Annotated in this window: 22 protein-coding genes; 15 read left to right on the plus strand and 7 right to left on the minus strand. The window is 65.3% G+C overall.

The window, feature by feature from the left end; translation table 11 throughout:
• The 3 genes from VWZ85_RS18770 to VWZ85_RS18780 all read left to right on the plus strand — a co-directional run.
• A partial coding sequence (locus VWZ85_RS18770; protein ID WP_416595515.1) for a GDP-mannose 4,6-dehydratase occupies window positions 1–507 on the plus strand: 507 nt, incomplete at its 5' end.
• Window positions 508–511: 4 nt separating this feature from the next.
• Complete coding sequence (gene fcl / locus VWZ85_RS18775) at window positions 512–1501, plus strand: GDP-L-fucose synthase (protein ID WP_374015687.1); 990 nt, start codon at window positions 512–514, stop codon at window positions 1499–1501.
• 126 nt (window positions 1502–1627) lie between these two features.
• Complete coding sequence (locus VWZ85_RS18780) at window positions 1628–3049, plus strand: mannose-1-phosphate guanylyltransferase/mannose-6-phosphate isomerase (protein WP_416542555.1); 1422 nt, start codon at window positions 1628–1630, stop codon at window positions 3047–3049.
• A 16-nt stretch (window positions 3050–3065) separates the two neighbouring features.
• On the opposite strand, the gene VWZ85_RS18785 is transcribed toward VWZ85_RS18780, so the two are convergent.
• A complete protein-coding gene (locus tag VWZ85_RS18785; protein ID WP_416587284.1) occupies window positions 3066–4334 on the minus strand; it encodes a DUF2793 domain-containing protein in 1269 nt (422 codons plus the stop codon).
• Window positions 4335–4612: 278 nt separating this feature from the next.
• Here VWZ85_RS18785 and VWZ85_RS18790 point away from each other — a divergent pair, with 278 nt between their 5' ends.
• Window positions 4613–6799 (plus strand): calcium-binding protein, encoded by a 2187-nt coding sequence (locus tag VWZ85_RS18790; protein WP_416587285.1) that lies wholly within the window; start codon window positions 4613–4615, stop codon window positions 6797–6799.
• A gap of 95 nt (window positions 6800–6894) precedes the next feature.
• Here VWZ85_RS18790 and VWZ85_RS18795 read toward each other — a convergent pair whose 3' ends face one another.
• Both VWZ85_RS18795 and VWZ85_RS18800 read right to left on the minus strand, forming a co-directional pair.
• Window positions 6895–8241 (minus strand): M10 family metallopeptidase, encoded by a 1347-nt coding sequence (locus VWZ85_RS18795; RefSeq protein WP_416587286.1) that lies wholly within the window; start codon window positions 8239–8241, stop codon window positions 6895–6897.
• A gap of 425 nt (window positions 8242–8666) precedes the next feature.
• Window positions 8667–10118, minus strand: coding sequence for a M10 family metallopeptidase C-terminal domain-containing protein (locus VWZ85_RS18800; RefSeq protein WP_416587287.1), 1452 nt, complete (start codon window positions 10116–10118; stop codon window positions 8667–8669).
• Between the two features lie 211 nt (window positions 10119–10329).
• On the opposite strand from VWZ85_RS18800, the gene rfbC reads away from it, so the two are divergent.
• From rfbC to rfbA, 5 genes are all read left to right on the plus strand, one after another.
• Entirely contained in the window at window positions 10330–10884 is a 555-nt protein-coding gene (gene rfbC / locus VWZ85_RS18805) for a dTDP-4-dehydrorhamnose 3,5-epimerase (protein ID WP_416535213.1), read from the plus strand.
• A 3-nt stretch (window positions 10885–10887) separates the two neighbouring features.
• Window positions 10888–11940, plus strand: coding sequence for a dTDP-glucose 4,6-dehydratase (gene rfbB / locus VWZ85_RS18810; RefSeq protein WP_416587288.1), 1053 nt, complete (start codon window positions 10888–10890; stop codon window positions 11938–11940).
• A gap of 124 nt (window positions 11941–12064) precedes the next feature.
• Window positions 12065–12538 carry a metal-dependent hydrolase gene (locus VWZ85_RS18815; protein WP_260085189.1) on the plus strand — a complete coding sequence of 158 codons (474 nt, stop codon included), beginning with the start codon at window positions 12065–12067 and terminating at the stop codon, window positions 12536–12538.
• The gene (rfbD, locus tag VWZ85_RS18820; protein WP_340547816.1) at window positions 12535–13383 is read left to right on the plus strand and encodes a dTDP-4-dehydrorhamnose reductase; all 849 of its coding nucleotides are present in this window, start codon (window positions 12535–12537) and stop codon (window positions 13381–13383) included. The genes VWZ85_RS18815 and rfbD overlap by 4 nt, the downstream gene beginning before the upstream one ends.
• Complete coding sequence (gene rfbA / locus VWZ85_RS18825; protein ID WP_416587289.1) at window positions 13380–14252, plus strand: glucose-1-phosphate thymidylyltransferase RfbA; 873 nt, start codon at window positions 13380–13382, stop codon at window positions 14250–14252. Before rfbD ends, rfbA begins: the two co-directional genes overlap by 4 nt.
• A 153-nt stretch (window positions 14253–14405) precedes the next feature.
• On the opposite strand, the gene VWZ85_RS18830 is transcribed toward rfbA, so the two are convergent.
• A complete protein-coding gene (locus VWZ85_RS18830; RefSeq protein ID WP_416541048.1) occupies window positions 14406–15545 on the minus strand; it encodes a polysaccharide biosynthesis/export family protein in 1140 nt (379 codons plus the stop codon).
• Window positions 15546–15643: 98 nt separating this feature from the next.
• On the opposite strand from VWZ85_RS18830, the gene VWZ85_RS18835 reads away from it, so the two are divergent.
• The 6 genes from VWZ85_RS18835 (at window position 15644) to VWZ85_RS18860 (ending at window position 23261) form a co-directional block, all read left to right on the plus strand.
• Window positions 15644–16624 (plus strand): NAD-dependent epimerase/dehydratase family protein, encoded by a 981-nt coding sequence (locus VWZ85_RS18835; protein WP_416587290.1) that lies wholly within the window; start codon window positions 15644–15646, stop codon window positions 16622–16624.
• Window positions 16621–17232, plus strand: a complete 612-nt coding sequence (locus VWZ85_RS18840) for a sugar transferase (RefSeq protein WP_416535217.1) — start codon at window positions 16621–16623, stop codon at window positions 17230–17232. Before VWZ85_RS18835 ends, VWZ85_RS18840 begins: the two co-directional genes overlap by 4 nt.
• A 510-nt stretch (window positions 17233–17742) precedes the next feature.
• Complete coding sequence (locus VWZ85_RS18845) at window positions 17743–19617, plus strand: polysaccharide biosynthesis protein (RefSeq protein WP_340547822.1); 1875 nt, start codon at window positions 17743–17745, stop codon at window positions 19615–19617.
• Between the two features lie 347 nt (window positions 19618–19964).
• Window positions 19965–22139: a YjbH domain-containing protein gene (locus VWZ85_RS18850; protein WP_416535236.1), complete on the plus strand. Its 2175-nt coding sequence runs from the start codon at window positions 19965–19967 to the stop codon at window positions 22137–22139.
• A complete protein-coding gene (locus VWZ85_RS18855) occupies window positions 22136–22873 on the plus strand; it encodes a YjbF family lipoprotein (protein WP_416587291.1) in 738 nt (245 codons plus the stop codon). The genes VWZ85_RS18850 and VWZ85_RS18855 overlap by 4 nt, the downstream gene beginning before the upstream one ends.
• Window positions 22874–23054: 181 nt before the next feature.
• Window positions 23055–23261: a hypothetical protein gene (locus VWZ85_RS18860; protein ID WP_416587292.1), complete on the plus strand. Its 207-nt coding sequence runs from the start codon at window positions 23055–23057 to the stop codon at window positions 23259–23261.
• Between the two features lie 186 nt (window positions 23262–23447).
• On the opposite strand, the gene VWZ85_RS18865 is transcribed toward VWZ85_RS18860, so the two are convergent.
• Genes VWZ85_RS18865 through VWZ85_RS18875 form a run of 3 tightly spaced genes read right to left on the minus strand, consistent with a single transcriptional unit; the run spans window position 23448 to window position 25614 of the window.
• The gene (locus VWZ85_RS18865) at window positions 23448–24203 is read right to left on the minus strand and encodes an amino acid ABC transporter ATP-binding protein (RefSeq protein WP_416587293.1); all 756 of its coding nucleotides are present in this window, start codon (window positions 24201–24203) and stop codon (window positions 23448–23450) included.
• Complete coding sequence (locus tag VWZ85_RS18870; protein WP_340547826.1) at window positions 24200–24874, minus strand: amino acid ABC transporter permease; 675 nt, start codon at window positions 24872–24874, stop codon at window positions 24200–24202. Before VWZ85_RS18870 ends, VWZ85_RS18865 begins: the two co-directional genes overlap by 4 nt.
• An 8-nt stretch (window positions 24875–24882) precedes the next feature.
• Window positions 24883–25614 carry an amino acid ABC transporter substrate-binding protein gene (locus VWZ85_RS18875; protein ID WP_416535237.1) on the minus strand — a complete coding sequence of 244 codons (732 nt, stop codon included), beginning with the start codon at window positions 25612–25614 and terminating at the stop codon, window positions 24883–24885.
• Between the last annotated feature and the right edge of the window lie 177 nt (window positions 25615–25791).

Here is a 25791-nt window from a genome sequence, read left to right on the forward strand (position 1 = left end):
GCCAATATCGCGCAAGGCCTCGAGGAGTGCCTCTATATGGGCAATATCGACAGTTTGCGCGACTGGGGCCATGCCAGGGATTACGTGCGGATGCAGTGGATGATGCTGCAGCAGGAGGCGCCCGAGGATTTCGTCATCGCCACCGGCAAGCAATATTCGGTGCGCCAGTTCATCACCTGGTCGGCGCAGGAGCTGGGGCTGACGCTGGCGTTTTCGGGCGAAGGCGAGGCCGAAATTGCCACCGTGACCGCGATTGAGGGCGATATGGCCCCGGCGCTGAAGGTGGGCGATGTGGTGCTGCGCATCGATCCGCGCTATTTCCGCCCCGCCGAGGTGGAGACGCTGCTGGGCGATCCGGGTAAGGCAAAGCAGAAACTGGGCTGGGAGCCGGAGATCACCACCGAGGAGATGTGCGCCGAAATGGTGCGCGAAGACCTCAAAACCGCCCGCCGCCACGCCCTGCTGAAAGAACACGGCATGGATCTGCCGGTCAGCACCGAGGGCTGAGGATATGGGCACCAGCGCTGTGAAAATCTATGTGGCCGGCCACCGTGGCATGGTGGGGGGCGCCATCCTGCGCCGTTTGCAGGCGCGCCGCGCGGCCGGAGACGACATCCAGCTGATCACCCGGACCAGCGCCGAGCTGGATCTGACCGATCAGGCCATGGTGCAGGCATTTTTTGCCGCAGAACGCCCCGATCAGGTGGTTCTGGCGGCGGCCAAAGTGGGCGGCATCCATGCCAACAACACCTATCCGGCTGATTTCATTTATGAAAACCTGATGATCGAATGCAATGTGATCCATGCCGCCCATCAGCATGGGGTTGAGCGGCTGTTGCAGCTGGGATCCAGCTGCATCTATCCCAAACATGCCCCCCAGCCGATGGCCGAAGCGGCGCTGCTGACGGATCGGCTGGAGGCCACCAATGAGCCCTATGCCATTGCCAAGATCGCGGGCATCAAGCTCTGCGAAAGTTACAACCGCCAATATGGTCGCGACTACCGCTCGGTGATGCCGACCAATCTTTATGGGCCGGGCGACAATTTCCACCCCGAAAACAGCCATGTTCTGCCGGCGCTCATTCGCCGTTTTGATGCGGCGGTGCGGGCGGGCGAGGATCATGTGACGATCTGGGGCACCGGCACGCCGCGGCGCGAATTCCTGCATGTGGATGACATGGCGGCGGCCTCGCTGTTTGTGCTGGATCTGGACCCGGCGACCTACCAGCGCGAAACCAGCCCGATGCTGAGCCATATCAACGTCGGCTGCGGGCAGGATATCTCGATCCTGGAGCTGGCCGAGATGGTGGCCGGGGTGGTGGGCTTTGACGGCGAGATCCGGACCAACCCGGAGCAGCCCGACGGCACCCCGCGCAAGCTGATGGATGTCTCGCGGCTGGCCCGGCTGGGCTGGCAGGCCGAGATTGCGCTGCGCGACGGGATTGCCCAGACCTATGCGTGGTATCTGCAGCAGGATCCGGAGCGGTTGCGCAGCAAATGACCAGCCCGCTGGCCATCGCCGCAAAAAAGGCCCAGAAAAGACAGGGAGATGGCCTGAAAAATGGGCAGACATTTGCCTCAAACAGGTCAGACTAAGACCCGCAGACCGGTCGGAAAGGGACAGCTCATGATCACCCCCATTCTTCTGTGCGGCGGCTCGGGCACACGGCTGTGGCCGCTGTCGCGCAAAAGCTACCCAAAGCAATTTGTCCCTCTGGTCGGGGAGACCACGCTGTTTCAGGCCTCCGCCCTGCGCCTGTCGGGCGAGGGGTTTGCGGCTCCGATGGTGCTGACCAATTCCGACTTCCGCTTTATTGTCACCGAACAGCTGGCGGAGGCGGGCATTGATCCGGGCGCCATCCTGATCGAACCGGCGGGACGCAACACCGCGCCTGCGGTGCTGGCGGCGGCCCTCTGGCTGCGGGCGCGCGATCCTGACGGGCTGATGCTGGTGGCGCCCTCGGATCATGTGGTGCCCGATGCGGCGGCCTTTCGTGCGGCGGTGGCGGCGGCGGAACCGGCGGCGCGGGCAGGCCAGCTGGTCACCTTCGGGATCAAACCGGACCGGGCCGAGACCGGCTATGGCTATCTCGAACTGGATGGCGATCCCGGTGATTTCAGCCCCAAGGTGATCGGCCTGAAACGCTTTGTCGAGAAACCGGATCTGGCCACCGCCGAGGATATGCTGGCCTCCGGTCAGTTCCTGTGGAACGCAGGCATCTTCCTGTTCTCGGTGAAGGCGATCATCGCCGCCTTTGAGACCCATGCGCCGGATCTGATGGCGCCGGTGCAGGGCGCCGTGGATCAGGGGGAGCCGGATCTGGGCTTTCTGCGGCTGGACCCGGCGGCCTGGGACGGGGCCGCGGATATCTCCATCGACTATGCGGTGATGGAGCGGGCAGAGAATCTCGCCGTGGTGCCCTATGCGGGCGGCTGGTCCGATCTGGGGGGCTGGGATGCGGTCTGGCGCGAAAGCGGGCCGGATGGCGATGGCATTGTCACCCAGGGCCGCGCCACCGCCATTGAGTGCAGCAACAGCCTGCTGCGCTCGGAGGATGACGGGCTGGAGGTTGTCGGCATCGGGCTGAAAGACGTGATTGCCGTGGCAATGCCCGATGCGGTGCTTGTTGCGCATGCCTCCCGCGCGCAGGACGTCAAACAGGCGGTCAGCGCGCTGAAGGCGAAATCCGCCCGCCAGGCCGAGGCCTTCCCCAAGGATCACCGGCCCTGGGGCTGGTTTGAGAGCCTGGTGGTGGGCGAACGGTTCCAGGTGAAACGCATCCATGTCCACCCCGGCGCGGCGCTCAGCCTGCAGAGCCATCACCACCGTTCGGAACATTGGATCGTGGTCGAAGGCACCGCCAAGGTGACGGTGGATGACAGGGTACAGCTGGTGAGCGAAAACCAGTCGGTCTATATTCCCCTGGGCGCGGTGCACCGGATGGAGAACCCCGGCAAGGTGCCGATGGTCCTCATCGAGGTGCAGACCGGCAGCTATCTCGGCGAGGATGACATCATCCGCTACGAGGATATCTACGCCCGCAAGTGACAACCGCCTGCCCTGGCTAACGGATCAGCCATTCCTCCAGCCCTTCGGCGGGGGTGTCCTGGCTGGCAGGCAGGGCGCGCAGGCGGATCCAGCGGGGATCGGTGGGCTGGCCTGTGCGCAGGCGCAGCCGGCCCAGAAGCCCGACCATGGCCCATTCCGCGCGTTCGGCGCGGCTGCGATAGGGGCGGGTGGGGTCATAGGCCGGGTTGAGGCAGGGCGCGCCGCCGGCATCGCGCAGCATGGCGCCAAAGCCATCGCGCAGGCTGCGACCCTGCCAGCGCCCGCCGTCGTCATTGCCGAGGATCGACGGGGTTGTGGAAATCACCCCGATCGGCGTCTCGCCGGGGCTTGCGGCGCGGATCCGGTCACCCGCCATCACCACCGCGAGGCCGCGCCGGTCTTCTCCGTCCGGGTTGCCATCCTCCCATTCGAAGAATTCCGCATAATCCGCGCCACCGCCGGTCCAGGCGCCATCGCAATAGCCATTGCCATTCTGGGCCAGGCGGAACATCGCGCCGCTGCCATCGCCGGCGGTCAGATAATCCTGCGAACTGCCCGTCGCGGTGAGCGCCAGAAGCGTGCTGTCATCGCCGCTGATCTCCAGACGGGCGCCAGGATCATAGGTGCCAAAGCCGACCCGCCGGCTAGCGGATTTCAGCACCATGGCGGCCTCCCAATTGCTGCCATCGGGAGAGAGTTTCACGGTGAAATCGGTATTGCCCGCCAGCCCCATCTCGGCATGGCCTGTCCAGTTCGACTGAAACAGCAGGCTGGCGGTATCGCTGCCCGAGGCCTTGTTGATCTTCAGCTGATGGCCGCCGCCATCATGGCTGAGCAGGCTGGCGGGGCTGCGCAGGGACAGGCGGTTGGTGGCATCGGCATCGGTGGCAATGCCCAGCCGGTCGAGCCGGTCGCCGCTCAGCGGCGGCAGCTGCCATTGGGTGCCATCCCAGACCCGCAGCGCCTGATCCGCCGGCACCCAGGCGCGCCAGCCGGGCTGCGGCGTCAGGAACTGCCAGGCGGCATCCTGCCAGATCGCCAGCCGCCCGCCCTGACCGGCCCAGGCATCGGCCGGGCTGTCGGCCAGCCCATAGGCCGCACCTTCGGCCGGGTTTGCGGGCGGGGTGGTGGCGTCAATGGCCTCCAGCCGCAGCTGCACCAGCGCATCCAGCATGCGCAGCGCCTCGTTATGGGTCACATGTTTCTGCGCCTGGGCGGGCATCAGATAGGGCAGGGCGAGAAGAGGGGTGGTCTGGGGCAGGGTGTCTGGGGTGATGTCTGGCATTCTGGCGGCTCCTGATCGCGGGGATGGCGCCAGAATGCCCCAGTCGGATCACCCGGCCCCTAAGGGGGCGCGCGCCCGCTCTGCAACACCCCTTTTGCGGGGGCGCGACTGTTTCCTCCGCGCCTGACCGTGGGGATTGTCTTCAATATGTAAACAATAGCCGCGTTTCTGCCCCATTCCCGTCCGCTCTGCCGCCGCCTCTCCCCGTGAGGCTGATCCTGCCCCCGGAAATGCAACTCTGGCGGGTCTGGTGATCAGGTAGCGCGGGAGCAACACAGATGGATCTACGATTTGCAGGACGGTTCGGAGCCAATGATCTGCTGCTGGACAGCGATCTGCGCGATCTGGAAATCCATCAGGGCACCAATGGCGCGGTGCAGCTGTTTGCGGTCAGCGGGCTGAATGGCGGCATTGCCAGCTACAGCCTGGGAGGCGGCACGCCGGTTCTGCGCGATACGGTCTATCATCGCGCGCTGGGGCTGGCGGGGGGCGAGGCGACCCTGGCCGAGATCGGCGGCGAGACGCGTTTGCTGGTCGAGGGCAGCACCCGCAGCGCCCTGGCGTTTCATCAGATCGGCGGCAATGGCCAGCTGTCGGCGCAGCAGCAGGACAGCCTGCCGGGGGCGGGGGCTGCGGGGCTGGACGCCACGGTGGTTGGCAGCCTGGGCAGCGGGGGATCGGTGGTCTACGGGCTGGCCAATGGCCGGCTGAGCGGCTGGCAGCTGGGGGCGGGCGGCGCGGAGGTGGCCAAGGCGGGCGGCGCGGCGGCCTATGACCGCCCCGGCGCGGTGGCGCTGGAGCTGGCGGACCTGGGCGGCGGCGCGCAGCTGCTGTTGCTGGCCGACCGGATTGAACAGGGGCTGCTGAGCTACCGGATCGATCCGCAGAGCGGCGCTTTGCAGGTGGCCGGCAGCCTTGGCGCGGCGGATGGGCTGGGGCTGGCCGAACCGACCGCGGTGGAGAGCTTCTCCGCCTTTGGCAGCAGCTGGGCGGTGCTGGCGGCGGCGGGCAGCGGCTCGCTCAGCCTGATTGCGCTGGCGGCAGATGGTCAGATGAGCCTGAGCGATCATGTGCTGGACACCGCCGCCACCCGTTTTGGCGGGGTCACCGCGCTGGAGGTGGTCGAGGTCGCCGGCGAGATGCTGGTGCTGGCGGCGGGCAGCGACGACGGTCTGGCGCTGTTTCGGATCCTGCCGGAGGGCCAGCTGGTGCATGTCACGAGCCTCGCCCATGCCAGCAATGCCGGCGAGGCCGGGCTGGGGCTGGAGAATGTCACCGCGCTGGCGGCGGCGGTGGTGGGGGGGGATCTGCAGATCTTTGCCAGCTCCGGCACGGCCGAGGGGCTGTCGCAGTTCACCCTGCCGCTGGCAGAGCTGGGCGATGTGATCACCACTGTCGGCGGCCGGATCAGCGGCACCGGCGCGGCGGATGTGCTGGCGGGCGGCATCGGTGCAGTGCTGAGCGGCGGCGCGGGGGCGGATGTCTTCGTGCTGCGCCCGGCCGAGGAGGGGCGCAGTGGCAGCCTGCGCATCAGTGATTTCGAGACCGGGCAGGACAGTCTGGATCTGTCGGGGTTTGACGGGCTGCGCAGCCTGGATGGGCTGCAGATCCGCAGCCGCAGCGATGGCGCCGTGATCACCCATCAGGCAGCGGATGGCAGCCGCACCGAGGTTGTGGTGCAAAGCGCCGATGGCGGCAGTCTGGATGCGGCGGATCTTTTTGCCGGGGGGTTTGTCTTTGCCGACCGGATGCTGCCCCCCGCAGAGGCGCCGGATCCGATGCGCTATGGCAGCGGCGGCGCCGACCGGATTGCTGCGCGCAGCGTCGGCGATCAGATCAACGGGCTGGGGGGCAATGACACGCTGCTGGGTGGCGACGGACGCGACAGTCTCTGGGGCGATGCGGGCCATGACCGGCTGCTGGGCGGTCAGGGCGGCGACCGTTTGCGCGGCGAGGCGGGCAATGACGTGCTGCTGGGGCAGGGCGCGCGCGATCTTCTGGTGGGCGGGGCCGGCCGTGACACGCTGGATGGCGGACGCGGCGGCGACCGGCTGCTGGGCGGATCCGATGCGGATCTGCTGCGCGGCGGCGGCCAGAACGACCTGTTGCGCGGCGGTGCCCAGGGCGACCGGCTGCTGGGCCAGAGCGGCCGGGACAAGCTGTTTGGCCAGAAGGGCAATGACACGCTGGATGGCGGCGGCGGCAATGATCTTCTGGTGGGCGGCCAGGGTGCCGATGTCTTTGTCTTTGGGGCGGGCCACGGCAGCGACCGGATCCGCGATTTCACGCAAGGAGTGGATGTGATCCACCTTGGACGTCTGGCGCGGGCGGGCATCGCCGAGGATCTGGGGGATCTGCGCCTGCAGCAGCAGGGCGAGGATACGCTGATCCAGACCGGGGCGGGGGAGATCCTGCTGCTCGATCAGATCGCCGCAGACCTGACGGCGGATGACTTTATCTTCTGATCCCCTATCGGCTGTCGGAAATAGGCAGAGGGCCGCTCCAAGAGCAGGTTCCCGGACGTGCCCGGAACCTGCTCAGAGCTTGACGGGCCGGGCCCTCAGAACAGGATATCATCCGCCCTGAGATCCTCGAACGCGGTGTTCTGCAGGGTCAGGGACCAGCCGTTGTCATCCCGGATCACCAGATCGGCGTTGCGGATCTCGAGGTGATCCTCGCGCAGATCGGCAAAATCCAGCACCCCGGTGGCGGCGGACATGTCGATGCGATCTTCGGCCTGAAAATCAATCACCACATCGGCCCCTTGCGAAAACACAAAGACATCGGCGCCCTGGCCTCCTGCCATGCGGTCATTGCCTTCGCCGCCCTCCAGCCTGTCCTGCCCGGCGCCGCCTTTCAGCGTGTCACGCCCGGCGTTGCCGACCAGCGTATTGGCGGCCTCATTGCCGATCAGCAGGTCATTGCCGACTCCGCCCCAGGCGTCCTCGATCAGGTTGACGGTGCGCCCGTCTACCTGGACCGCGGCGGCCATGGCGACATTGTTCTCAAGACTGCCGATGGTGGAATACTGCCCCGGGCGCAGGTCGATCCGGCTGTTGCTGCCAAGATCGGAGGCGTCGATCAGATCCGCGCCGCCGGCATCCCAGATGGTCAGGCTGACATTGCGCGCCACCCCATCCGCACCGCGCAGCGTCATCTCATCCGCCCCGTATTGATAGGCCTGGCTGCCACGCCCGTCGCCGGCCCCGAAATAGCTGGTGGCATCGGTGCGGGTGCTTGTATTGGCGCCATAAAGCGCCTGCAGCGCCTGCATGTCCCAGAGCATCGGGGTCAGCGCCCAGCCCTGCGCGTTATAGCTCAGATCCGCCTCGCCCGGATGGGCGACATAGGACATCACCGTGAACTGGCCGTTGGTGGCCGCGTCGCTGGGCTGCTCATTGGGATGACGCAGCCCCAGCGCATGGCCCAGCTCATGCAGATAGGTGTTCCAGCTGGTATGCCCCAGTATCGGGCCGATGCCCGGCACATATTGATTGGGGTTGCTGCTGTTGATCCAGAGATCCCCGGCCATAGAGGCCTCCGTGCCCAGATCATCTGCATCGGGAAAATTGGCGACAAAGCCAAAGAGACCGGTGTTGTCAAACCCGTAGCTGGCAAAGGCGATATCCAGCACATCCCCAGGTCCGGCAGGGGTGAGATTGACATTGGCGACCTCGTTCCAGGCTGCCACTGACTGTAGCATCAGCGCCTGTTGCCGCGCATCCATCGCAACAGAGGCGCTGGCCGGGATATAGCCTGCCCTGACAGCATAGTCGTCAAAGGCCGGGTCATAGGGGTAATAGCCTGGCACCTGGCTCACAAAGCCATAAGAGATCGTGTCATCCCCGTCGTGCCAGCCATCGGTGTTGCTGACCAAAAGGGCGCGGTAATCCTGATATAACGGCATGGGATCTGCTTTCCATCTGTAATGAAACAAGACTCACGTTAAACGTGCATATTGTAGATAAAGATCGCGTAATAGTAGATTTTTTGCCAGAGGCGGCATTCCCTTGGGTCACTCAGGGGAAAGGGGCACGGTGCAGCACCCCGCAAGGACGGCCGCGCGGCGGTACCCATGGCGGGCAGAGATCCGCACCTGGAACAGAGGCGTCAGAAATCCGCCTCTTTGTCCCTCCACCGTGGGATATCCGGGACACTGCGGGGAGGGCAGATTATAAGAGAAGCGCGCTCTGGCAGCGTGCGCGCAGGGGAGCCCAGCAGAGCGCATCCCTGCAGATTGAGGACAGGGGCCTGCCGGCTGATGCTTTCATCTTCAGACAGAAGGTCTGGCGATAGAGGGATCGGTGCTGAAGGCGGCGGTCCGAGGCGCCCTCAGAACAGGAAATCATCCGCCGCAAGATCACCGAATGCCGTGTTGAGCAGGGTCAGGGACTGGCCGTCCTGATCCCGGATCACCAGATTCGCGCCGTCTTCCTCAAGGTGGTTGTCGCGCAGATCGGCAAAATCCAGCACCCCGGTGGCAGCAGCCATGTCGATCCGGTCGTTGCCCTGAAAATCAATCACCACATCGGCCCCTTGTGAGAACACAAAGACATCCGCGCCCCGTCCCCCGGCCATGCGGTCATTGCCGCCGCCGCCTTCCAGCGTATCCTGCCCGGCGCCGCCTTTCAGCGTGTCGCGTCCGCGCCCGCCCTCCAGCAGGTCATGGCCTTTGCCGCCCTGCAGCCGGTCGCTGCCCTGCCCGCCGATCAGCACATCGCTGTTGCGTGCCCCGGCCAGCGTGTCACGCCCGGCGTTGCCGACCAGCGTATTGGCGGCGCCATTGCCGATCAGATGGTCATTGCCGACCCCGCCCCAGGCGTCCTCGATCAGGTTGACGGTACGCCCGTCTACCCGGACCGCGGCGGCCATGGCGACATTGTTCTCAAGGCTGCCGATGGTGGAATACTGCCCCGGGCGCAGGTCGATCCGGCTGTTGCTGCCAAGATCGGAGGCGTCGATCAGATCCGCGCCGCCGGCATCCCAGATGGTCAGGCTGACATTGCGCGCCACCCCATCCGCACCGCGCAGCGTCATCTCATCCGCCCCGTATTGATAGGCCTGGCCGCCACGCCCGTCGCCGGCCCCGAAATAGCTGGTGGCATCGGTGCGGGTGCTTGTATTGGCGCCGTAAAGCGCCTGCAGCGCCTGCATGTCCCAGAGCATCGGGGTCAGCGCCCAGCCCTGCGCGTCATAGCTCAGATCCGCCTCGCCCGGATGGGCGACATAGGACATCACCGTGAACTGGCCGCTGGTGTCGGGGTTGTCGGGCTGCTCATTGGGATGACGCAGCCCCAGCGCATGGCCCAGCTCATGCAGATAGGTGTTCCAGCTGGTATGCCCCAGCATGGGTCCGATGTTTGGCACATATTGATTGGGGTTGCTGTTGTTGATCCAGAGATCCCCGGCCAGCGACGGGGTACGGCCCAGATCAGCCGGTTCGGGAAAATCGGAAATGAAGCCGAACAGCCCGTCATCGGCGAAATGGGCACTGGCAAAGGTCAGATCCGCCATCCCGCCCTCGGCGGGCATCAGGTTGAGATTGGCCACTTCGTTCCAGGCTGCGACCGCCTGCAACATCATCTGCCGTTCGGCGGGGTCCATGTTCACCGTCGCCCCCTCGGGCAGGTATTCCCCGCCGACGTCATAATCTCCCCAGATCGGGTCGTAGTCGTAATAATCCGGCACCGAGGTGATGAACTGATAGCGAATGACGCCGGAGCCATCATGCCAGCCGGTGGCGTCATCTATCAAAACTGCGCGGTAATCCTGATATATCGGCATATCATCCCTGCCTGCTATGATCCCGTTTCCGGGGAGCCTAGCAGGGCGCTGTGTCCAAACCTTTAATTGTTCATGAAATCCCATATGGGCCCGCTGTCAGGCAGCCGCAGAGTGGGTTGGGACCACAATATGTGCCTTTCCCGTGGCATCACCGGCGTCTGGGCGTTAGGACAGAGGACAGGACCACGGCAGCAGATCGGGGGGAGAGGACATGCAGATTGAGGACACGGACCTGCCGGGGGTGAAGATCCTGACACCGGCGCGGTTTGGCGATGCACGGGGGTTTTTCTCCGAATGCTGGAACCGGGCGCGGATGGCCGAGGCGGGGCTCAATTTCGATTTTGTGCAGGACAATCATTCGCTGTCGATGGAGCCGGGCACCCTGCGCGGGCTGCATTTCCAGGCGCCGCCCCATGCCCAGGCCAAGCTGGTGCGCTGCGGCCAGGGGGCGCTGTTTGATGTGGCGGTGGATATCCGCAAGGGCTCGCCCACCTATGGGCGCTGGACCGGGGTGGAGCTGTCGGCGGAAAACGGGCGCCAGCTGCTGATCCCGGCCGGGTTCCTGCATGGGTTCATCACCCGCCTGCCGCACACCGAGGTGCTGTATAAATGCAATGATTACTACGCGCCGGAGTGTGACGGCGGGGTGGCCTGGGACAGCTGCGGCATCACCTGGGGGTTTGACGGCAGCCCGGTCCTGTCCGACAAGGACGCCAGGGCGCCCCGGTTTGAAGATTTCGACAGCCCCTTCGTGTGGGAAGGATAAGAGATGAAGATTTTGGTGACAGGCGGCGCTGGGTTCATCGGCTCGGCCGTCGTCCGACTGGCGGTGGCGCGCGGCCATCAGGTGGTGAACCTCGATGCGCTGACCTATGCCGCCTGTCTGGACAATGTGGCGGCTGTGGCGGACAGCCCGCTTTATGCCTTTGAGCAGGTCGATATCCGCGATCGCGTCGCATTAGACACTGTTTTTGCCCGACATCACCCGGATGTGGTGATGCATCTGGCCGCGGAATCCCATGTCGACCGCTCCATCGACGGCCCCGGGGATTTCATCGAGACCAATATCACCGGCACCTATCAGATGCTGGAAGCGGCGCGGAAATACTGGAGCGAGGCGGGCCGCCCGGAGGCCTTCCGGTTCCATCACATCTCCACCGATGAGGTCTATGGCAGCCTGCCTGCCGACCCTGATGTGCTGTTCACCGAAGAGACCGGCTATGATCCGCGCTCGCCCTATTCCGCGAGCAAAGCCGCCAGCGACCATCTGGTGCGCGCCTGGCATGAGACCTATGGGCTGCCGGTGGTGCTGACCAATTGTTCGAACAACTACGGTCCCTTTCATTTCCCCGAAAAGCTGATCCCGGTGGTGATCCTCAATGCGCTGGCGGGCAGGCCGCTGCCGATCTATGGCGATGGCTCCAATGTGCGCGACTGGCTTTATGTGGAAGATCACGCCGATGCGCTGCTCTTGGTGGTGTCCGAGGGGCGCGTGGGGCGCAGCTACAATATCGGCGGCGAGAATGAGCGGAGCAATCTGGAGCTGGTCGAGACGCTCTGTGCGATCCTCGACGAGAAACGGCCCCGGGATGACGGGGGATCTTACAAGGACCAGATCACATTTGTGACCGACCGGCCGGGCCATGATGCCCGCTATGCTATCGACCCTTCCCGTATCCGCGATGAACTGGGCTGGCGGCCCAGCGTCACCGTGGAGGAAGGGCTGGCGCGCACGGTGCAATGGTATCTCGACAATGAGGCCTGGTGGCGCGCGCTGCAAAGCCGCGACGGGGTTGGCCAGCGGTTGGGGACGGGAAAGTGACGGCAGATAGACCACAAAGGGCAGCGCCCGAGCCTGGGCGGGTGCGAAGCGCCCTCCCGTGGGGAGGGTCGGGCGCTGCCCGGCCTAACGGTCGGGCGGTATTTCTTCCGGATAGCGCTCCCTCATGCTGACCGCGCATCTGCCCTCCGGCTATGTTCTGGCACGGCTGGCGCCTGAGAAGCACCGGCTGCTGATGCCCGCCGCGCTCATTGGCGCGGTGCTGCCGGATTTTGACATGCTGTGGTTCCATTTCGTGGATCAGGGCAGCATTCATCATCACCGCTATTGGGTCCATGTGCCCGCTTTCTGGGGGGCTATTGCGGCTCTGATTCTGCCGGTTTTGGCCTTGTTTGCCCGCCCCCTGCTGCTCCCGGCGTTGGTGTTCTTTGCCGCCCTCTTCCTGCATATGGTGTTGGACACCATCGGTGGCGGCATCCTGTGGGGCGCGCCGCTTAATGATCATCTCTATACGCTGGTGGAGATACCAGCCAGCCAGCCTCATTGGGTTTTGTCCTTTCTGCTGCATTGGACCTTTGTTCTGGAACTGGCTATCTGGGCTACAGCCTTGTATCTATGGCATAAAGGAAGCCGTATATGATCCTCGTTTTTGGCAAGACCGGCCAGGTGGCGCGGGAACTGGCGGCGCATGATGATATTCTCTGCCTCGGCCGCGATCAGGCGGATCTCACGGATCCTGCGGCCTGCGCCGAGATGATCCGCGCCCATGCCCCTGCCGCGGTGATCAATGCGGCGGCCTATACGGTTGTGGACCGGGCCGAGGCGGAAGAGGACCTGGCCACGGTGATCAATGGCAGCACCCCCGGCGTCATGGCCGAGACCTGCGCCATGCTGGGCATTCCCTTTGTCACCCTCTCCACCGATTATGTTTTCGACGGCAAGGGCAGCAGCCCCTGGCACCCGGATGAGCCGGTGGCGCCGGTCAATGCCTATGGGCGGTCCAAACAGGCCGGGGAGGCCGCCGTGCGCCTGGCCGGGGGGGCTTATGTGATCCTGCGCACCTCCTGGGTGGTCTCGGCCCATGGCAGCAATTTCGTCAAGACCATGCTGCGGCTCGGCCAGGACCGCGACCGGATGCGTGTGGTGGCCGATCAGATCGGCGCGCCGACCCCGGCCCGGGCCATTGCGGCGGCCTGCGTGGAGATCGCCCGCCAGCTGATGACGGCGCCGGAAAAATCCGGCACCTATCATTTTGCAGGCCAGCCCGAGACCAGCTGGGCCGGGGTCGCCACCGAGATTTTCGCCGAGGCGAAACTCCCCTGTGCGGTGGCGGAAATTCCCAGTACGGCCTATCCGACTCCGGCGCGGCGACCGTTGAACTCACGGCTGGATTGCAGCACGCTGGAGAAGGTCTTTGGCATCACACGCCCGGATTGGCGGGCCGGGCTGAGGGATATTCTGAAGGATCTGGGAGCGCAGGCATGACAGCACGTAAGGGTATCATTCTGGCCGGTGGCTCGGGCACGCGGCTTTATCCGATCACCATGGCGGTCAGCAAACAGCTCTTGCCGCTCTATGACAAGCCGATGATTTATTATCCCCTGTCGGTCTTGATGCTGGCGGGCATCCGCGAGATCTGCGTGATCACCACGCCGCAGGATCAGGATCAGTTCACCCGGCTTCTGGGCGATGGCAGCCAGTGGGGCGTTCATCTCACCTATGTGGAGCAACCGAGCCCCGACGGTCTGGCACAGGCCTTTGTGCTGGCCGAAGAGTTCTTGGATGGCGCGCCCTCGGCGCTGGTGCTGGGGGACAATGTGTTCTTTGGCCATGGCCTGCCGAAACTGCTGGCGGCGGCGGATGCGCAGACCAGCGGCGGCACCGTCTTTGGCTATCACGTGGCCGATCCCGAACGCTATGGCGTGGTGGATTTCGACGCCGAGGGCCGCGCCCGCGAGATCATCGAAAAACCCGTCGTGCCGCCGTCGAACTATGCGGTGACGGGGCTGTATTTCCTGGACGGCAGCGCGCCGCAGCGGGCGCGGCAGGTCACCCCCAGCCCACGCGGCGAGCTGGAGATCACCGATCTGTTGCAGATGTATCTGGACGAAGGCGCCCTCCGGGTGGAGACCATGGGCCGCGGCTATGCCTGGCTGGACACCGGCACCCATGGCTCGCTGCTGGATGCCGGCAATTTCGTGCGCACCCTGCAGGAACGCCAGGGGTTGCAGACCGGCTGCCCCGAGGAAATCGCCTATGAGGCGGGCTGGATCAGCGCCGACCAGCTGCGCACCCGCGCCGAGATGTTCGCCAAAAACGCCTATGGTGCCTATCTGGAACGGCTGCTGGACTGATCAGAGCGCGAACCCGCTCCGCCTCAGGCGGGGCGCAGCAGCCGGAGCCGCGTCAGAATCGGTTCCGTGAGGGTTCCCGGTTTGCCTTTGGGGACCAATCCCGCTTCATGAGCACGGCTTAGATCAAAGATCCCCGATCTCAGCAGGCGCCGATCAGAGCACCCCGGCGCGGCTGAAGACGCCGAAGAAATTGCCGATGATATTGGAGATGGTCAGCGCGTCGTTCACTGGTGCCTCGGTGGCGATCAGCAGGTCGCCGGAATTGATCTGGAAGCGGCGGGCCGAGAACAACCCGTCGGCCGATGTGAGATCAAGGGTAAAGACCACCCGCGCCTGGCGCGGGCCGCGCTGACCGGGGGCAAGCGCACTGTCGGGGTATTCGCGCAGCACCAGCAGGCCCTGCGGATCGGCGCGGCTGTCCTGAAACCCGCCGGCAACCGACATCGCATCCATCGCCGACATCTGATCCTTGGTGAACGTGTGCAGATCCTCACGGCCGGTGGCGCCAAAGGACAGGAAATAGCGCGCATCCTCTTCCACAAACACCCGGTCACCGCCGCGCAGCAGCGTGTCGCGGCGCGGATCATTGAGCAGGGCCTCCACCGAGGTGCCGTAGATGCTGCTGCCGCGCACCAGGCGGATCTGTGGGTTGTTGAGGCTGGCACTGATGCCACCGCCGGCCGCGATCAGCCCCATCACCGTGTAATTGCGATCGGGCATCGGGTAGGTGCCGGGGGTGGTGACGCCGCTGACCAGATCCACCGAATTGCTGCGGCCTTCGGTCATATCGAGCTGCAGCTGGGCCGAGGGAACAATGGTTTCCAGCTCGCGCTGCAGTTTTTCACGGGCCAGATCCGGGGTCAGCCCGTTGACGTTCACATTGCCCACATAGGGCATGAAGATGCTGCCATTGGCCGCCACCGTCACATCCTGCAGCTGCACCATTTTCTCTTCAGGCGAGGTCAGCAGGGAATTGTCGCTGCTGTCCCAGATCCGCAGGGTCAGCAGGTCGCCGGGCTGGATGATCTGGGTCTTGGCGCCTCGGGTGGCGCCGATCCATTTCAGCGGGCGCTTGCCGCTCTGGCCGCCGCCGCTTTGCGGTCCGGTTTCGGGCCAATGCGCCACGGTGGGCAGAAAGGCGCGGGTCACCGGATAAAGGGCAAAATCGGCATCCGCATCATCGGCGGTTTTCAGGATCTCTTCGCTGGCGGGAGCGCCACCGGGCAGGCGGCCACAGGCGGCCGGCAACAGGGCAAGGCCAAGAGCGGCAAGCAGGAGGGTGAGGCGGCGCATGAGAGTCCTTGTCCGAAAACGGCTTGATTTTTGTTCTCCGCAAGATACTGGGCATGCAGACTGCGTCAACCGCAAGGGCAACGGTAACAGGGGGGCTGATGCGTTTTCCACCCATATTGATCCCCGTATTGGCTCCGGTATTGATCATGGGCGCCTCGGGGCGGATCGGCGGGCTCCTGCACAGCCAGTGGAGCGGGCCGGAGCAGGGGCTGCGCTGGCAGCGCCGCCGCCCGCCTGTCGGGACCGGTCCCGACGGCCGGGGCTGGCATGTTTTCGATCCGCTGGCAGAGCCCGAAGCGCTGCTGCAGGCGGCGGTGGGCTGTGCGGCGATCCTCTGCCTGGCGGGGCCGGTGCCCGGCGGCACGGCGGGCGGCGATCTGAGGGCGGGCCAGCTGGTGCAGCATCGCGACCTGGCGCTGGCTGCGCTGGAGGCCTCCGCGCGGGCGCGCGACGCAGGAGCAGGGGCAGGGGCGCCACGGGTGCTGCTGGCCTCTTCGGCGGCGGTCTATGGCGCGACCCCCGGCCCGCTGCGGGAAGACACCCCGCTGGCGCCGCTGGCCCCCTATGGCGTCGCCAAGGCCGAGATGGAACAGGCCGCCTGCGCCCGCGCCACAGAGCTGGGACTGGATGTCACCCTGCTCAGGATTGGCAATATTGCCGGCTTTGATGCCATTCTTGGTGGCTGGCGGGCCGGGTTCTGCCTGGATCAATTTGCCGATGGGCAGACGCCGCGGCGCAGCTATATCGGCCCGCGGACCCTGGCCGAGGTGCTGGCCGCCCTGATCGCCAGCCCGGCGCTGCCACAGGTGCTGAACATCGCCCAGCCCGGGCTGGTGGCAATGGGCGATCTGTTGCAGGCGGCGGGGCTGGAGTTTGCCCGCAGGCCCGCGCCGGGTGACGCCATTGCCGAGGTGCAGCTTGACGTCAGCCGGCTGATCGGGCTTTTGACGCCAGAGCCTGCACCCGCCGCAGATCTGCCAGCTTGCCTGCCTGTTGCCACAGCGGCTGATCTGGTGGCCGAGACGCGCGGACTGGGCCTGTTGTCCCCTTCCGTTTCCGATAAGGATCCCCGCATATGACCTGGCGCAAACGCCTCTTTGATCTCTTCTTTGCCAGCCTTCTGGTGGTGGTGCTGGGCCCGGTGCTGCTGGCGCTGCTGGCCTGGCTGCTGCTGAAGGAAGGCCGCCCGCTGTTTTATGTGGCCGAGCGGATGAAGGGCGTCGATCAGCCCTTTGCCTTGTGGAAACTGCGCACCATGCAGGTGGTGGATCAGGATACCGGCGTCTCCGGCGGCGACAAATCGGCCCGCATCACCAAAACAGGCGCCTGGCTGCGCGCCCGGCGGCTGGATGAGTTTCCGCAGCTGTGGAACATCCTCAAGGGGGATCTCTCCTTTGTCGGGCCGCGCCCGCCGCTGCGCCAATATGTCGAGGCCAACCCCGACCTCTATGCCCGGGTGCTGAAATCGCGCCCCGGCGTCACCGGCCTGGCCTCGATCACCTATCACCGGCATGAGGCCGCCCTGCTGGCGCGCTGCACCACCGCCGAGGAAACCGATCAGGTCTATTCCCGCCTCTGCGTGCCGATGAAGGCGCGGCTGGACCTGATCTACCAGCGCCACCAGAGCATGTGTTACGATTTTGACCTGGTGTTTCAGACCATCGGCAACCTGTTCCGGCGCGGCTGAGAACAGGTCTGCGGGGATCCGATGATTCGCCCTCCGGAGCGGCCGTTTCCCGCCGGACGGGCCCATATCGCCCCCCACCCGAGCGGCGGGGACCCGCCACCTCCGCCACTTCGGCGGCACCGGGGCCTTCAGAACCGGCATCAAGGCTCGGGGCAGGTCACCGGCGCGGCAAAACGGGCAAATCACCGGGCAAATCACCGGCAGGCGGCGCTTTTTTGCTGGTTGCGGTTTTGTATTAGCCCCTAAATGGGTCTAAAGTGATCGCCGGATGACCTTTGGATGTTTCAGGCTGGATTTCCTGGACAGGGCCCGAAGGTTGGACCAAAGAAACATAGGCCCGCAGCCAGAGAGACCCAGCGCATGAGGGTCCGGGGACCTGCTGCGGGGATTGATAAAAACACATTTGAAACGATGTGCATCGGAGTGACTTCGGCGCGACATCGGGACATATCGACGGGCCGCCCCGGACTGCAGGCGGCCACCGGGGACTGGAAGCGGGGACGGCCAGGGATGTTCAATCTGATCAGTGCGCTGTCACGCAAACAGAAATCCTATATCTTTCTCACCATTGATCTCACCCTGATCCCGCTGGCGCTGTTCCTGACCTTTCTGGTGCTGCCGCTGCCGGGATCGGCGCTGGCCACCTTGGCGGCCATGCTGCCGGTGCTGCCCTATGTGCTGGCGCTGGCGGCGGCGGTGGCGCTGTGGCTGGGGCTGCCCAAGGTGCAGCTCAACGCCTATGAGCGCCATGCCGTCGGGCTGACCGCGCTGCTGGCCTCGATCACCGCCGCAGCCACGGCGGGGCTCACGCTGCTGTTTGGTCCGGATCTGCCGCCCGGCACCCATGTGGTTTTTGCCACCACCTATTTTCTCTGCCTGCTGGCCGCGCGGGCGCTGCTCTATCAGGTGGTGGTGGCGATCTACCGGCGCGCCCAGCCGCGCTGCCGGGTGCTGATCTACGGGGCCGGCACCACCGGCGCCCAGCTGGCCCAGGCGCTGAAGGCCCATGACGGCATTGATCCTGTCGCCTTTGTCGATGACAATACCTCGCTGCAGGGGGTGACGCTGGTGGGGCTGCCGGTGTTCCCGCCCGCCCGCATCGCCGAGCTGGCCGAGGCCCGCCAGGTCAAACGGGTGCTGCTGGCGATGCCCTCGCAGAGCCAGCCGAAACAGGCCCAGATCATCCAGCGCCTGCAGCGGATCGGGCTGGAGGTACAGGCGCTGCCCTCCTTTGCCCAGCTCATCGGCGAAGAGGCGCTGGTGGACAAGCTGACACCCGTCGCGCCGCAGAATTTCCTCGGTCGGGCCACCCGCGATGTGCCCCTGCAGGAGGCCAGCGGGTCCTATCAGAACCGGGTGGTGCTGGTCTCCGGCGCCGGCGGATCCATCGGCTCCGAACTCTGCCGTCAGGTGCTGGCCTGCCGACCGCGCAAACTGGTGCTCTACGAGCTGTCGGAACTGGCGCTTTACACCATCCATCAGGAGCTGGAGCAGCAGCTGGAAGGCACCGGTATCGACCTGGTGCCGGTGCTGGGCTCGGTCACCGATCCGCGCCAGGTGCGCATGGTGCTGGCCGATCACGGCGTGCAGGTGGTGCTGCATGCGGCGGCCTATAAACATGTGCCGCTGGTGGAGGCCAACCCGCTGCCCGGTCTGGCCAATAATGTCTTTGGCACGCAAACCCTGGCCCGCGCGGCGGCGCGCAGCGGGGTGGAACGCTTTATCCTGATTTCCTCGGACAAGGCGGTGCGCCCGACCAATGTGATGGGCGCCTCCAAGCGGATGGCGGAACTGGTGGTGCAGGATCTGGCCACCCGCAATCCCGGCACCATCTTCACCATGGTGCGCTTTGGCAATGTGCTCGGCTCCTCGGGGTCGGTGGTGCCGCTGTTTCAGGAGCAGATCAGCCGCGGCGGGCCGGTCACCGTCACCGATCCGCGCGTCAAACGCTATTTCATGACCATCCGCGAGGCGGTGCAGCTGGTGCTTCAGGCCGGCGCCGAGGCGCTTGGCGGCGAGGTCTTTGTGCTCGACATGGGCGAGCCGATCTCGATCCTGCAGCTGGCCCGTCAGGTCATCGAAAGTGCCGGCTATTCGGTGCGCGACGATGAGGATCCCGACGGCGATATCGCCATCGAGATCATCGGGCTGCGCCCCGGCGAAAAGATGCAGGAAGAGCTGACGCTGAGTTCGGACCTGATCACCACCCGCCATCAGAAGATCTTCTGCGCCCGCGAGGCGGTGCTGTCGGAAATCGAGGTCGCCGCGCTGATCCGCGGATTGCGCCAGGCAGTGGCAGCAGGAGACGAAGGCGCGGCCCGGGCGCTGATCAAACGCTGGGTCGAGGGCTATCGCACCCCCGAAGAGGCGCGCAAGACCTCCTGACGACCCGGTGTCCTGTCACATCGCCCGTCGCGCTGACGGACAGCGCCGACAACCGGGGATGGCAACTGGGGGCGGGAACTGGGGAGCGGTCATCGGGAGGAATGCGCAGACACTATAGTTTGCCGGTCACAGGTCGATCTCCGGCAGGGGTCGGCGCTGGCCAGATCGTTGATCCGCCTGCGGCTTTTGTGGTCTAACCGGGCCAACCGCGCCCCCGGGGCGCAGAGCTGCGGATCGGCCCGCCGATTCTCGGACCCTCCGAAGCCCCGACCAGACAACAAGGCAGCCCGCCCGTGATCTTTGCTCTTCGATCTTTCCGCGCTTCGGTGCTTCTGCCCTCTGCCTGTGTGGCTGTGCTGGGTCTCAGTCCGGGTCTGGGTGCAGGGGCCGCACAGGCGCAGGATGCGCTCACCGCGCCCAAGCCGGAGGCCCCGCGCTTCAAACCGCTGCCCGCCCCCAGCCTCAATTTCTACGGCTCCCCCGGTCTGGTGGACATGCCAAGCGCCGAAATGCTGCCGGACGGGCAGTTTGCCGCCACCTATTCCTGGTTTGGCGGTCAGGCCCGCTACAATCTGACCTTTCAGGCCACGCCCTGGCTCAGCGCCGCGTTCCGCTACAATGGCATCCAGACCAATGGCGCGCAGATTGCCGGCTTCTCCACCTATTATGACCGCGGCTTTGACGTGCGGCTGCGGCTGCTGCGCGAGGGGCGCTATCGTCCGGCCGTGACCCTGGGCCTGCAGGATTTTGCCGGCACCGGGATTTATGCCGGCGAATATATCGTCGCCACCAAGAATTTTGACACCCCCGCCCTCAGCCATCGCAGCGGGGCCGGGCGGCTGAAGCTGACCGCCGGTCTGGGCTGGGGACGCCTGGGCACCAGCGGATCCATCGGCAGCCTGGCCGGCAGCAGACCGGGGTTCACGGCCGGCAGTACCGGCGGTGAACTGTCCTATGACCAGTGGTTTCGCGGCGAGATGGCGCCTTTTGCAGGCATCGAATGGCTGCCCAATGACCGCTGGGGGCTGAAGGCGGAATATTCCTCCGATGCCTATGTGCTGGAGACCGGCGCTCCGAATGTGTTTGAGCGCAAATCCTCCTTCAGCTTCGGCGCCGAATACCAGGCCAGACCGGGGCTGCGGCTGGGGGCCTATTACCTCTATGGCTCGGAACTGGGGGTGACCGCGCAGATCCAGCTCAATCCGAAACACCCCCCCCAGCCGATGCGGGTGAGCGCGCCGGTGCCGGTGGCGCCGCGCAGCAGCTGGGCCACCGAGGAGGCCCATTGGAGCCGCGACTGGGCCCGGAGCACCCGCGCCAAGACCACCCTGCGGGATCTGATGAGCGCGGCGCTGCAACAGGATGGGCTCATTCTTGAGGCGCTGACCCTGCCCGCAGATGGCACCGAGGCCGAGCTGCGCTATCGCAATCCCCGCTACCGCGCCCAGACCCTGGCCATCGGCCGCGCCGCCCGCGCCATGGCACGGCTGCTGCCGCCCTCGGTGGAGACGCTGAAAATCGTGCCGATGCGCGGTGGGCTGGCGCTGTCGCAGGTGGTGATCCGGCGCAGCGATCTGGAGGCGCTGGAACATCACCCCGACGCCACCGAGGCGCTCTGGGCGGTGACCGGCCTGCAGGAGGCAGGCCCGCTGGCCGGGGAGGCGCTGGTCGCGCAGGATCTCTACCCGGCGTTTTCCACCTCCATCAGCCCCTATACCGCGCCGTCCTATTTTGACCCGGATCTGCCGTTCCGGCTGGATGTGGGGGTGGATCTGAAGGCCTCTTATGCGCCCGCCCCGGGCTGGCGCATCGCGGGCACCCTCCGCCAGCGGGTCTGGGGCAATGTGGCAGACGGGCGCGCCTCCAATTCGGTGCTGCCACGGGTGCGGACAGATGCGAGGGAATATGCCCAATTCGGCACCACGCTGAAAAACCTCTATGTCACGAAGCAATGGCAGATGGGGCGGGATCTCTATGCCCGCAGCACCGTCGGCCTGTTTGAAAGCATGTTTGGCGGCGTCTCGGGAGAGCTGCTGTGGAAACCGGTCTCCAGCCGTCTGGCGCTTGGGATTGAGACCAACTACGTGGTGCAGCGCGATTACGATCAGCGGCTGTCGTTTCGCGATTACAAGACCTTCACCGGCCATGCCTCGGCCTATTACCAGCTGGACAAAGGCTACCATGTGCAGGTGGATGCCGGGCGCTATCTGGCCGGCGATTATGGCGCCACCTTCAGCCTGGACCGCGAATTTGCAAATGGCTGGCGGGTCGGCGGCTTCTTTACCCTCACCGATGTCTCCTCCGAGGATTTTGGCGAAGGCTCCTTTGACAAGGGCTTCCGCTTCAGCATCCCGCTGGACTGGCTTCTGGGCAAACCCAGCCGCAATACATTTGGCATGGTGGTGCGCCCGACCCAGCGGGATGGTGGCCAGCGGGTGCATGTCCCCGACCGGCTTTATGGACAAATCCGCGAGGCCCACCGCGCGCAGCTGACCCGGCAACGGGCGAGGATCTGGGAATGATGATGTCTGCAACGGGTCACCCCCGGGGGCGTCTGGCCCCGTTTGTCGCCCTGCTGGGGCTGCTGGCGCTGACCGCCTGCAGCCGCGGACCGGACGCGCCGCCCCTGCAGGTCGAACTGCTGCGCAACCTGTCGGACCGGGTTGGCGCCCGGCTGGCCGGGGGCCGGGCGGATCCGGCCGCGCGCCCGCCGCTGACCCGCGCCGGTCTGGATGAGATCAAGGACCCCTATATCGAGGTCACCATCGAGAAAAACGGCGTCTTTGCCTATCTGTCGCGCCAGCAGCTGCGCCGCGATGACAGCCCCGGCACGGTGGCGGTCTGGCGCACCGAGGATAATATCAGCCTGACCCTGCGCAACGGCGTTCTGGTGGCCACCCGCAACCTTGGCAATGACATCCTGTCCAGCTCCGCCCTGGTGGCGGGGGAGACCGGTGGACCTCTGCGCAGCGGCGCCCGGCGCTATCATATCCGCGGGCTGGACAATGACGCCTGGCAGCTCGACATGCTCTGCAGCCGCCGCGATCTCGGGGCTGATCCGGTTGTCATCGTGGAGCTGCGCTACCCGACCCGCCACATCGAGGAACGCTGCCAGCCCAGCCAGCCGGGGCGCGGCGGCGAGATCGTCAATGACTACTGGGTAGATTCGCGCAGCGGCCGGGTCTGGCAGTCGCGCCAATGGGCAGGCCCCAATGTGGGCTATCTGCGCATCCGTCAGCTGACCACCGGCGGCTGATCCGGCCCCGGAGGCTATGAAAAACAGGCGGTTTGGAGCCAGATCCGCCCAAATGAGCGATATCTCGGCAACGTCGGAAAAAAAATTCCAGTCCCCGGGATATTGCTGCTAAAAGCTGCGTTGAATTCAAAGGGTAACTCACCTACTCTCAGCTCAACGGTCTCCAAAGGAGTTTTGGATTATGAACAAGTTCTTCGCAGCAATCGCTCTGGCCACCCTGGCCGCAACCACCACCGCCTCCGCTCAGGAAGAAGGCACCCCGACCCTGCTCGGCGGTACCGGCCTTGAGCAGGGCACTCTGATTGCAGGCGGCGTTGCCGCTGCGGTCATTCTGGGTGTGATCCTGAACGACGACGACGAAACCAGCACCACCACCACCACCAACTGATCGCCTGCGATCTGATGGGGTGTGGCAGGATCTGACCTCCGCCCGGCGCGCCTGAGCAGGGCAGGGTGTGGATCCCAGGCTGACAGCGTCTCAGGAATACCCATCCTCGCGATGGAAAAAAGCGGGCCACTGGCCCGCTTTTTGCGTCTGGATCGTCTCTGCGATTGATGGCTCCGACGGCGGGCGTCACCCCACCCGGCGCAGAAAGGCCCTTGTGCGCGGATCCTGTGGCGCGTCAAAGATCTGCGCCGGCGGGCCCTGTTCGACAATCCGCCCTCCTTCCATGAAGACCACGCGATCGGCGATCTCACGGGCAAACTGCATCTCATGGGTGACGATCAGCATGGTCTGGCGCTCTTCGGCGACCTTGCGCATCAGCGCCAGCACCTCGCCCACCCATTCGGGATCCAGCGCCGAGGTCGGCTCGTCAAACAGCATCAGCTCGGCCCCCAGCGCCATCGCGCGGCCAATGCCGACGCGCTGCTGCTGGCCGCCCGACAGGCTGGCGGGATAGGCATCGGCCTTCTCCGCCAGACCGGTCTCCGCCAGGATCTCCAGCGCGCGGGCGCGGGCTGTGTCGCGGGGCTGCTTCTGAACGGTGACCAGCGCCTCCATGATGTTTTCCGCCGCCGTCTTATTGGCAAACAGCGCATAGTTCTGAAACACGAACCCCGTGCGCCGACGCAGGGCCAGGATATCGCCCTTGCTGGCGCGGGCGGCGTCCACTTCCAGATCCCCAATGCGGATCAGACCGGCATCCGGGGTATCGAGGAAATTCAGGCAGCGCAGCAGCGTCGATTTGCCGGTGCCCGACGGGCCGATGATGACGATACGCTCGCCGGGCTGGATGGTCAGATCGATGCCATCCAGCACCACCGCGTCGCCAAATGTCTTGCGCAGCCCGGTGATGGAAATTGCGGTGTCGGATCTTGCATCGCTCATCGTGCATAGGCCTTGTTCAGATGGGTCTCCAGGAGCCGCTGCGCCAGCGACAGCGCCTCCACCAGAATCCAGTAGATCACCGCCACCACCAGAAAGGCCTCGAAATAGAGGAAACTGCCTGCGGCCTCTTTCTGGGTCGCCCCCATCATTTCAGTGACCCCCAGCGTAAAGGCAAGCGAAGTGCCCTTGATCATGTCGATGAAGTAATTGACCAGCGTCGGCGCCGCGATCCGGGCCGCCTGCGGCAGCACGATACGGCGCATCATCTGGCCGCGGGTCATGCCGATCGACTGCGCCGCCTCCCATTGGCTGCGATCGACGCCAAGGATGGCGGCGCGGATGCTTTCGGCCATATAGGCAGCAAAATGCAGGGTCAGCCCCATGATTGCCGCGGTGACCCCGTCAATCTGGGTCAGCACCGACAACACCTGCGGCAGCCCGTAGTAGAACAGGAACAGCTGCACCAGAAGCGGCGTGCCGCGAAAGAAGCTGATGAACAGCACCACCAGCTGGTCCAGCACCGGGATCCGCAGCACCCGTTCCACCGCCAAGAGGGACGCCAGCACCAGTGCCAGCGCCATGGCCACCACCGCCATGAACAGCGTCAGCGGCACATAGCTCAGCAGCACCGGCACCAGCCCCAGCATATAGGCGAGGTCCAACCCCTGCATTTACCGGCTCACTTCTCGACCGCTGCGGTGGCAACCGTGATATCGGTGCCGAACCATGTCTGCGAGATCTCGGCCAGCCTGCCGCTGTCGCGCAGCCGGGTCAGCGCCGCATCCACACGGTCGCGCAGCGCCAGCCCCGCCTCGTCCTGACGGAACGGCAGGGCATTGCGGATCTCGGAGAAGGGCGCGCCGGCCAGCGCCAGCGGCAGCGGGCTTTCCTGGATCAGCTGGGCCGAGGACACCCGGTCCATCACAAAGGCATCGACCCGCCCCAGTGCTGTATCCTGGGCGATATTGGCCTCATAGGTCTTGATCTCGATCTTGTCGGCCTCCGGCAGGTTGCGCAGCAGCTCCTCGAAGTTGGAGCCGAGGTTCACCGCCACGGTCTTGCCCGCCAGATCAGCAGGGCCTGCGATACTGTCCTCATTGCCGCGTTTCACCACCACCTGGGCGCCATCAATGACATAGGCTTGGGTAAAGGCGAATTTGGCGCTGCGCTCGGGCGTGATGGTGATCTGGTTGGCGATGGTGTCGATACGCCCGGCATCCAGCGCGCCGATCAGCCCGGAGAAGGACATGGTGACAAATTCCACCTCAAGGCCGGTTTCCTCGGCCACCGCATTCATCACATCCACTTCAAACCCCTGCAGCACATCCTGCCGCACGAAGGTAAAGGGGAAATAGCCGCCCGACATGCCCACCCGCAGCGTGTCGGAGGCAAGGGCTGAGGAGGCGGACATCAGGCTCACGGCGATGGCCGCAGTGCGGGCAAGCCGGACAAATGGTTTCATCATGACAAGGGAATCCTTTTGAGTTCGGCCCCGACCTAATCCCCCTGCCGCCGGGGACCAAGATGTCGCAGGCCCGGAAATGACAAATAAGCCCGCCTGTTCGCAGCCAGACGGCAGGCAGAGAAC

This window comes from Phaeobacter sp. JH20_29, from assembly GCF_048056175.1.
GTDB classification, from domain to species: domain Bacteria; phylum Pseudomonadota; class Alphaproteobacteria; order Rhodobacterales; family Rhodobacteraceae; genus Phaeobacter; species Phaeobacter bryozoorum.

Coding starts and splice junctions, on each gene's coding strand:
- fcl (WP_374015687.1), top strand. CDS start 512: ATGGGCACCAGCGCTGTGAAAATCTATGTGGCCGGCCACCGTGGCATG.
- VWZ85_RS18780 (WP_416542555.1), top strand. CDS start 1,628: ATGATCACCCCCATTCTTCTGTGCGGCGGCTCGGGCACACGGCTGTGG.
- VWZ85_RS18785 (WP_416587284.1), bottom strand. CDS start 4,334: ATGCCAGACATCACCCCAGACACCCTGCCCCAGACCACCCCTCTTCTC.
- VWZ85_RS18790 (WP_416587285.1), top strand. CDS start 4,613: ATGGATCTACGATTTGCAGGACGGTTCGGAGCCAATGATCTGCTGCTG.
- VWZ85_RS18795 (WP_416587286.1), bottom strand. CDS start 8,241: ATGCCGTTATATCAGGATTACCGCGCCCTTTTGGTCAGCAACACCGAT.
- VWZ85_RS18800 (WP_416587287.1), bottom strand. CDS start 10,118: ATGCCGATATATCAGGATTACCGCGCAGTTTTGATAGATGACGCCACC.
- rfbC (WP_416535213.1), top strand. CDS start 10,330: ATGCAGATTGAGGACACGGACCTGCCGGGGGTGAAGATCCTGACACCG.
- rfbB (WP_416587288.1), top strand. CDS start 10,888: ATGAAGATTTTGGTGACAGGCGGCGCTGGGTTCATCGGCTCGGCCGTC.
- VWZ85_RS18815 (WP_260085189.1), top strand. CDS start 12,065: ATGCTGACCGCGCATCTGCCCTCCGGCTATGTTCTGGCACGGCTGGCG.
- rfbD (WP_340547816.1), top strand. CDS start 12,535: ATGATCCTCGTTTTTGGCAAGACCGGCCAGGTGGCGCGGGAACTGGCG.
- rfbA (WP_416587289.1), top strand. CDS start 13,380: ATGACAGCACGTAAGGGTATCATTCTGGCCGGTGGCTCGGGCACGCGG.
- VWZ85_RS18830 (WP_416541048.1), bottom strand. CDS start 15,545: ATGCGCCGCCTCACCCTCCTGCTTGCCGCTCTTGGCCTTGCCCTGTTG.
- VWZ85_RS18835 (WP_416587290.1), top strand. CDS start 15,644: ATGCGTTTTCCACCCATATTGATCCCCGTATTGGCTCCGGTATTGATC.
- VWZ85_RS18840 (WP_416535217.1), top strand. CDS start 16,621: ATGACCTGGCGCAAACGCCTCTTTGATCTCTTCTTTGCCAGCCTTCTG.
- VWZ85_RS18845 (WP_340547822.1), top strand. CDS start 17,743: ATGTTCAATCTGATCAGTGCGCTGTCACGCAAACAGAAATCCTATATC.
- VWZ85_RS18855 (WP_416587291.1), top strand. CDS start 22,136: ATGATGATGTCTGCAACGGGTCACCCCCGGGGGCGTCTGGCCCCGTTT.
- VWZ85_RS18860 (WP_416587292.1), top strand. CDS start 23,055: ATGAACAAGTTCTTCGCAGCAATCGCTCTGGCCACCCTGGCCGCAACC.
- VWZ85_RS18865 (WP_416587293.1), bottom strand. CDS start 24,203: ATGAGCGATGCAAGATCCGACACCGCAATTTCCATCACCGGGCTGCGC.
- VWZ85_RS18870 (WP_340547826.1), bottom strand. CDS start 24,874: ATGCAGGGGTTGGACCTCGCCTATATGCTGGGGCTGGTGCCGGTGCTG.
- VWZ85_RS18875 (WP_416535237.1), bottom strand. CDS start 25,614: ATGTCCGCCTCCTCAGCCCTTGCCTCCGACACGCTGCGGGTGGGCATG.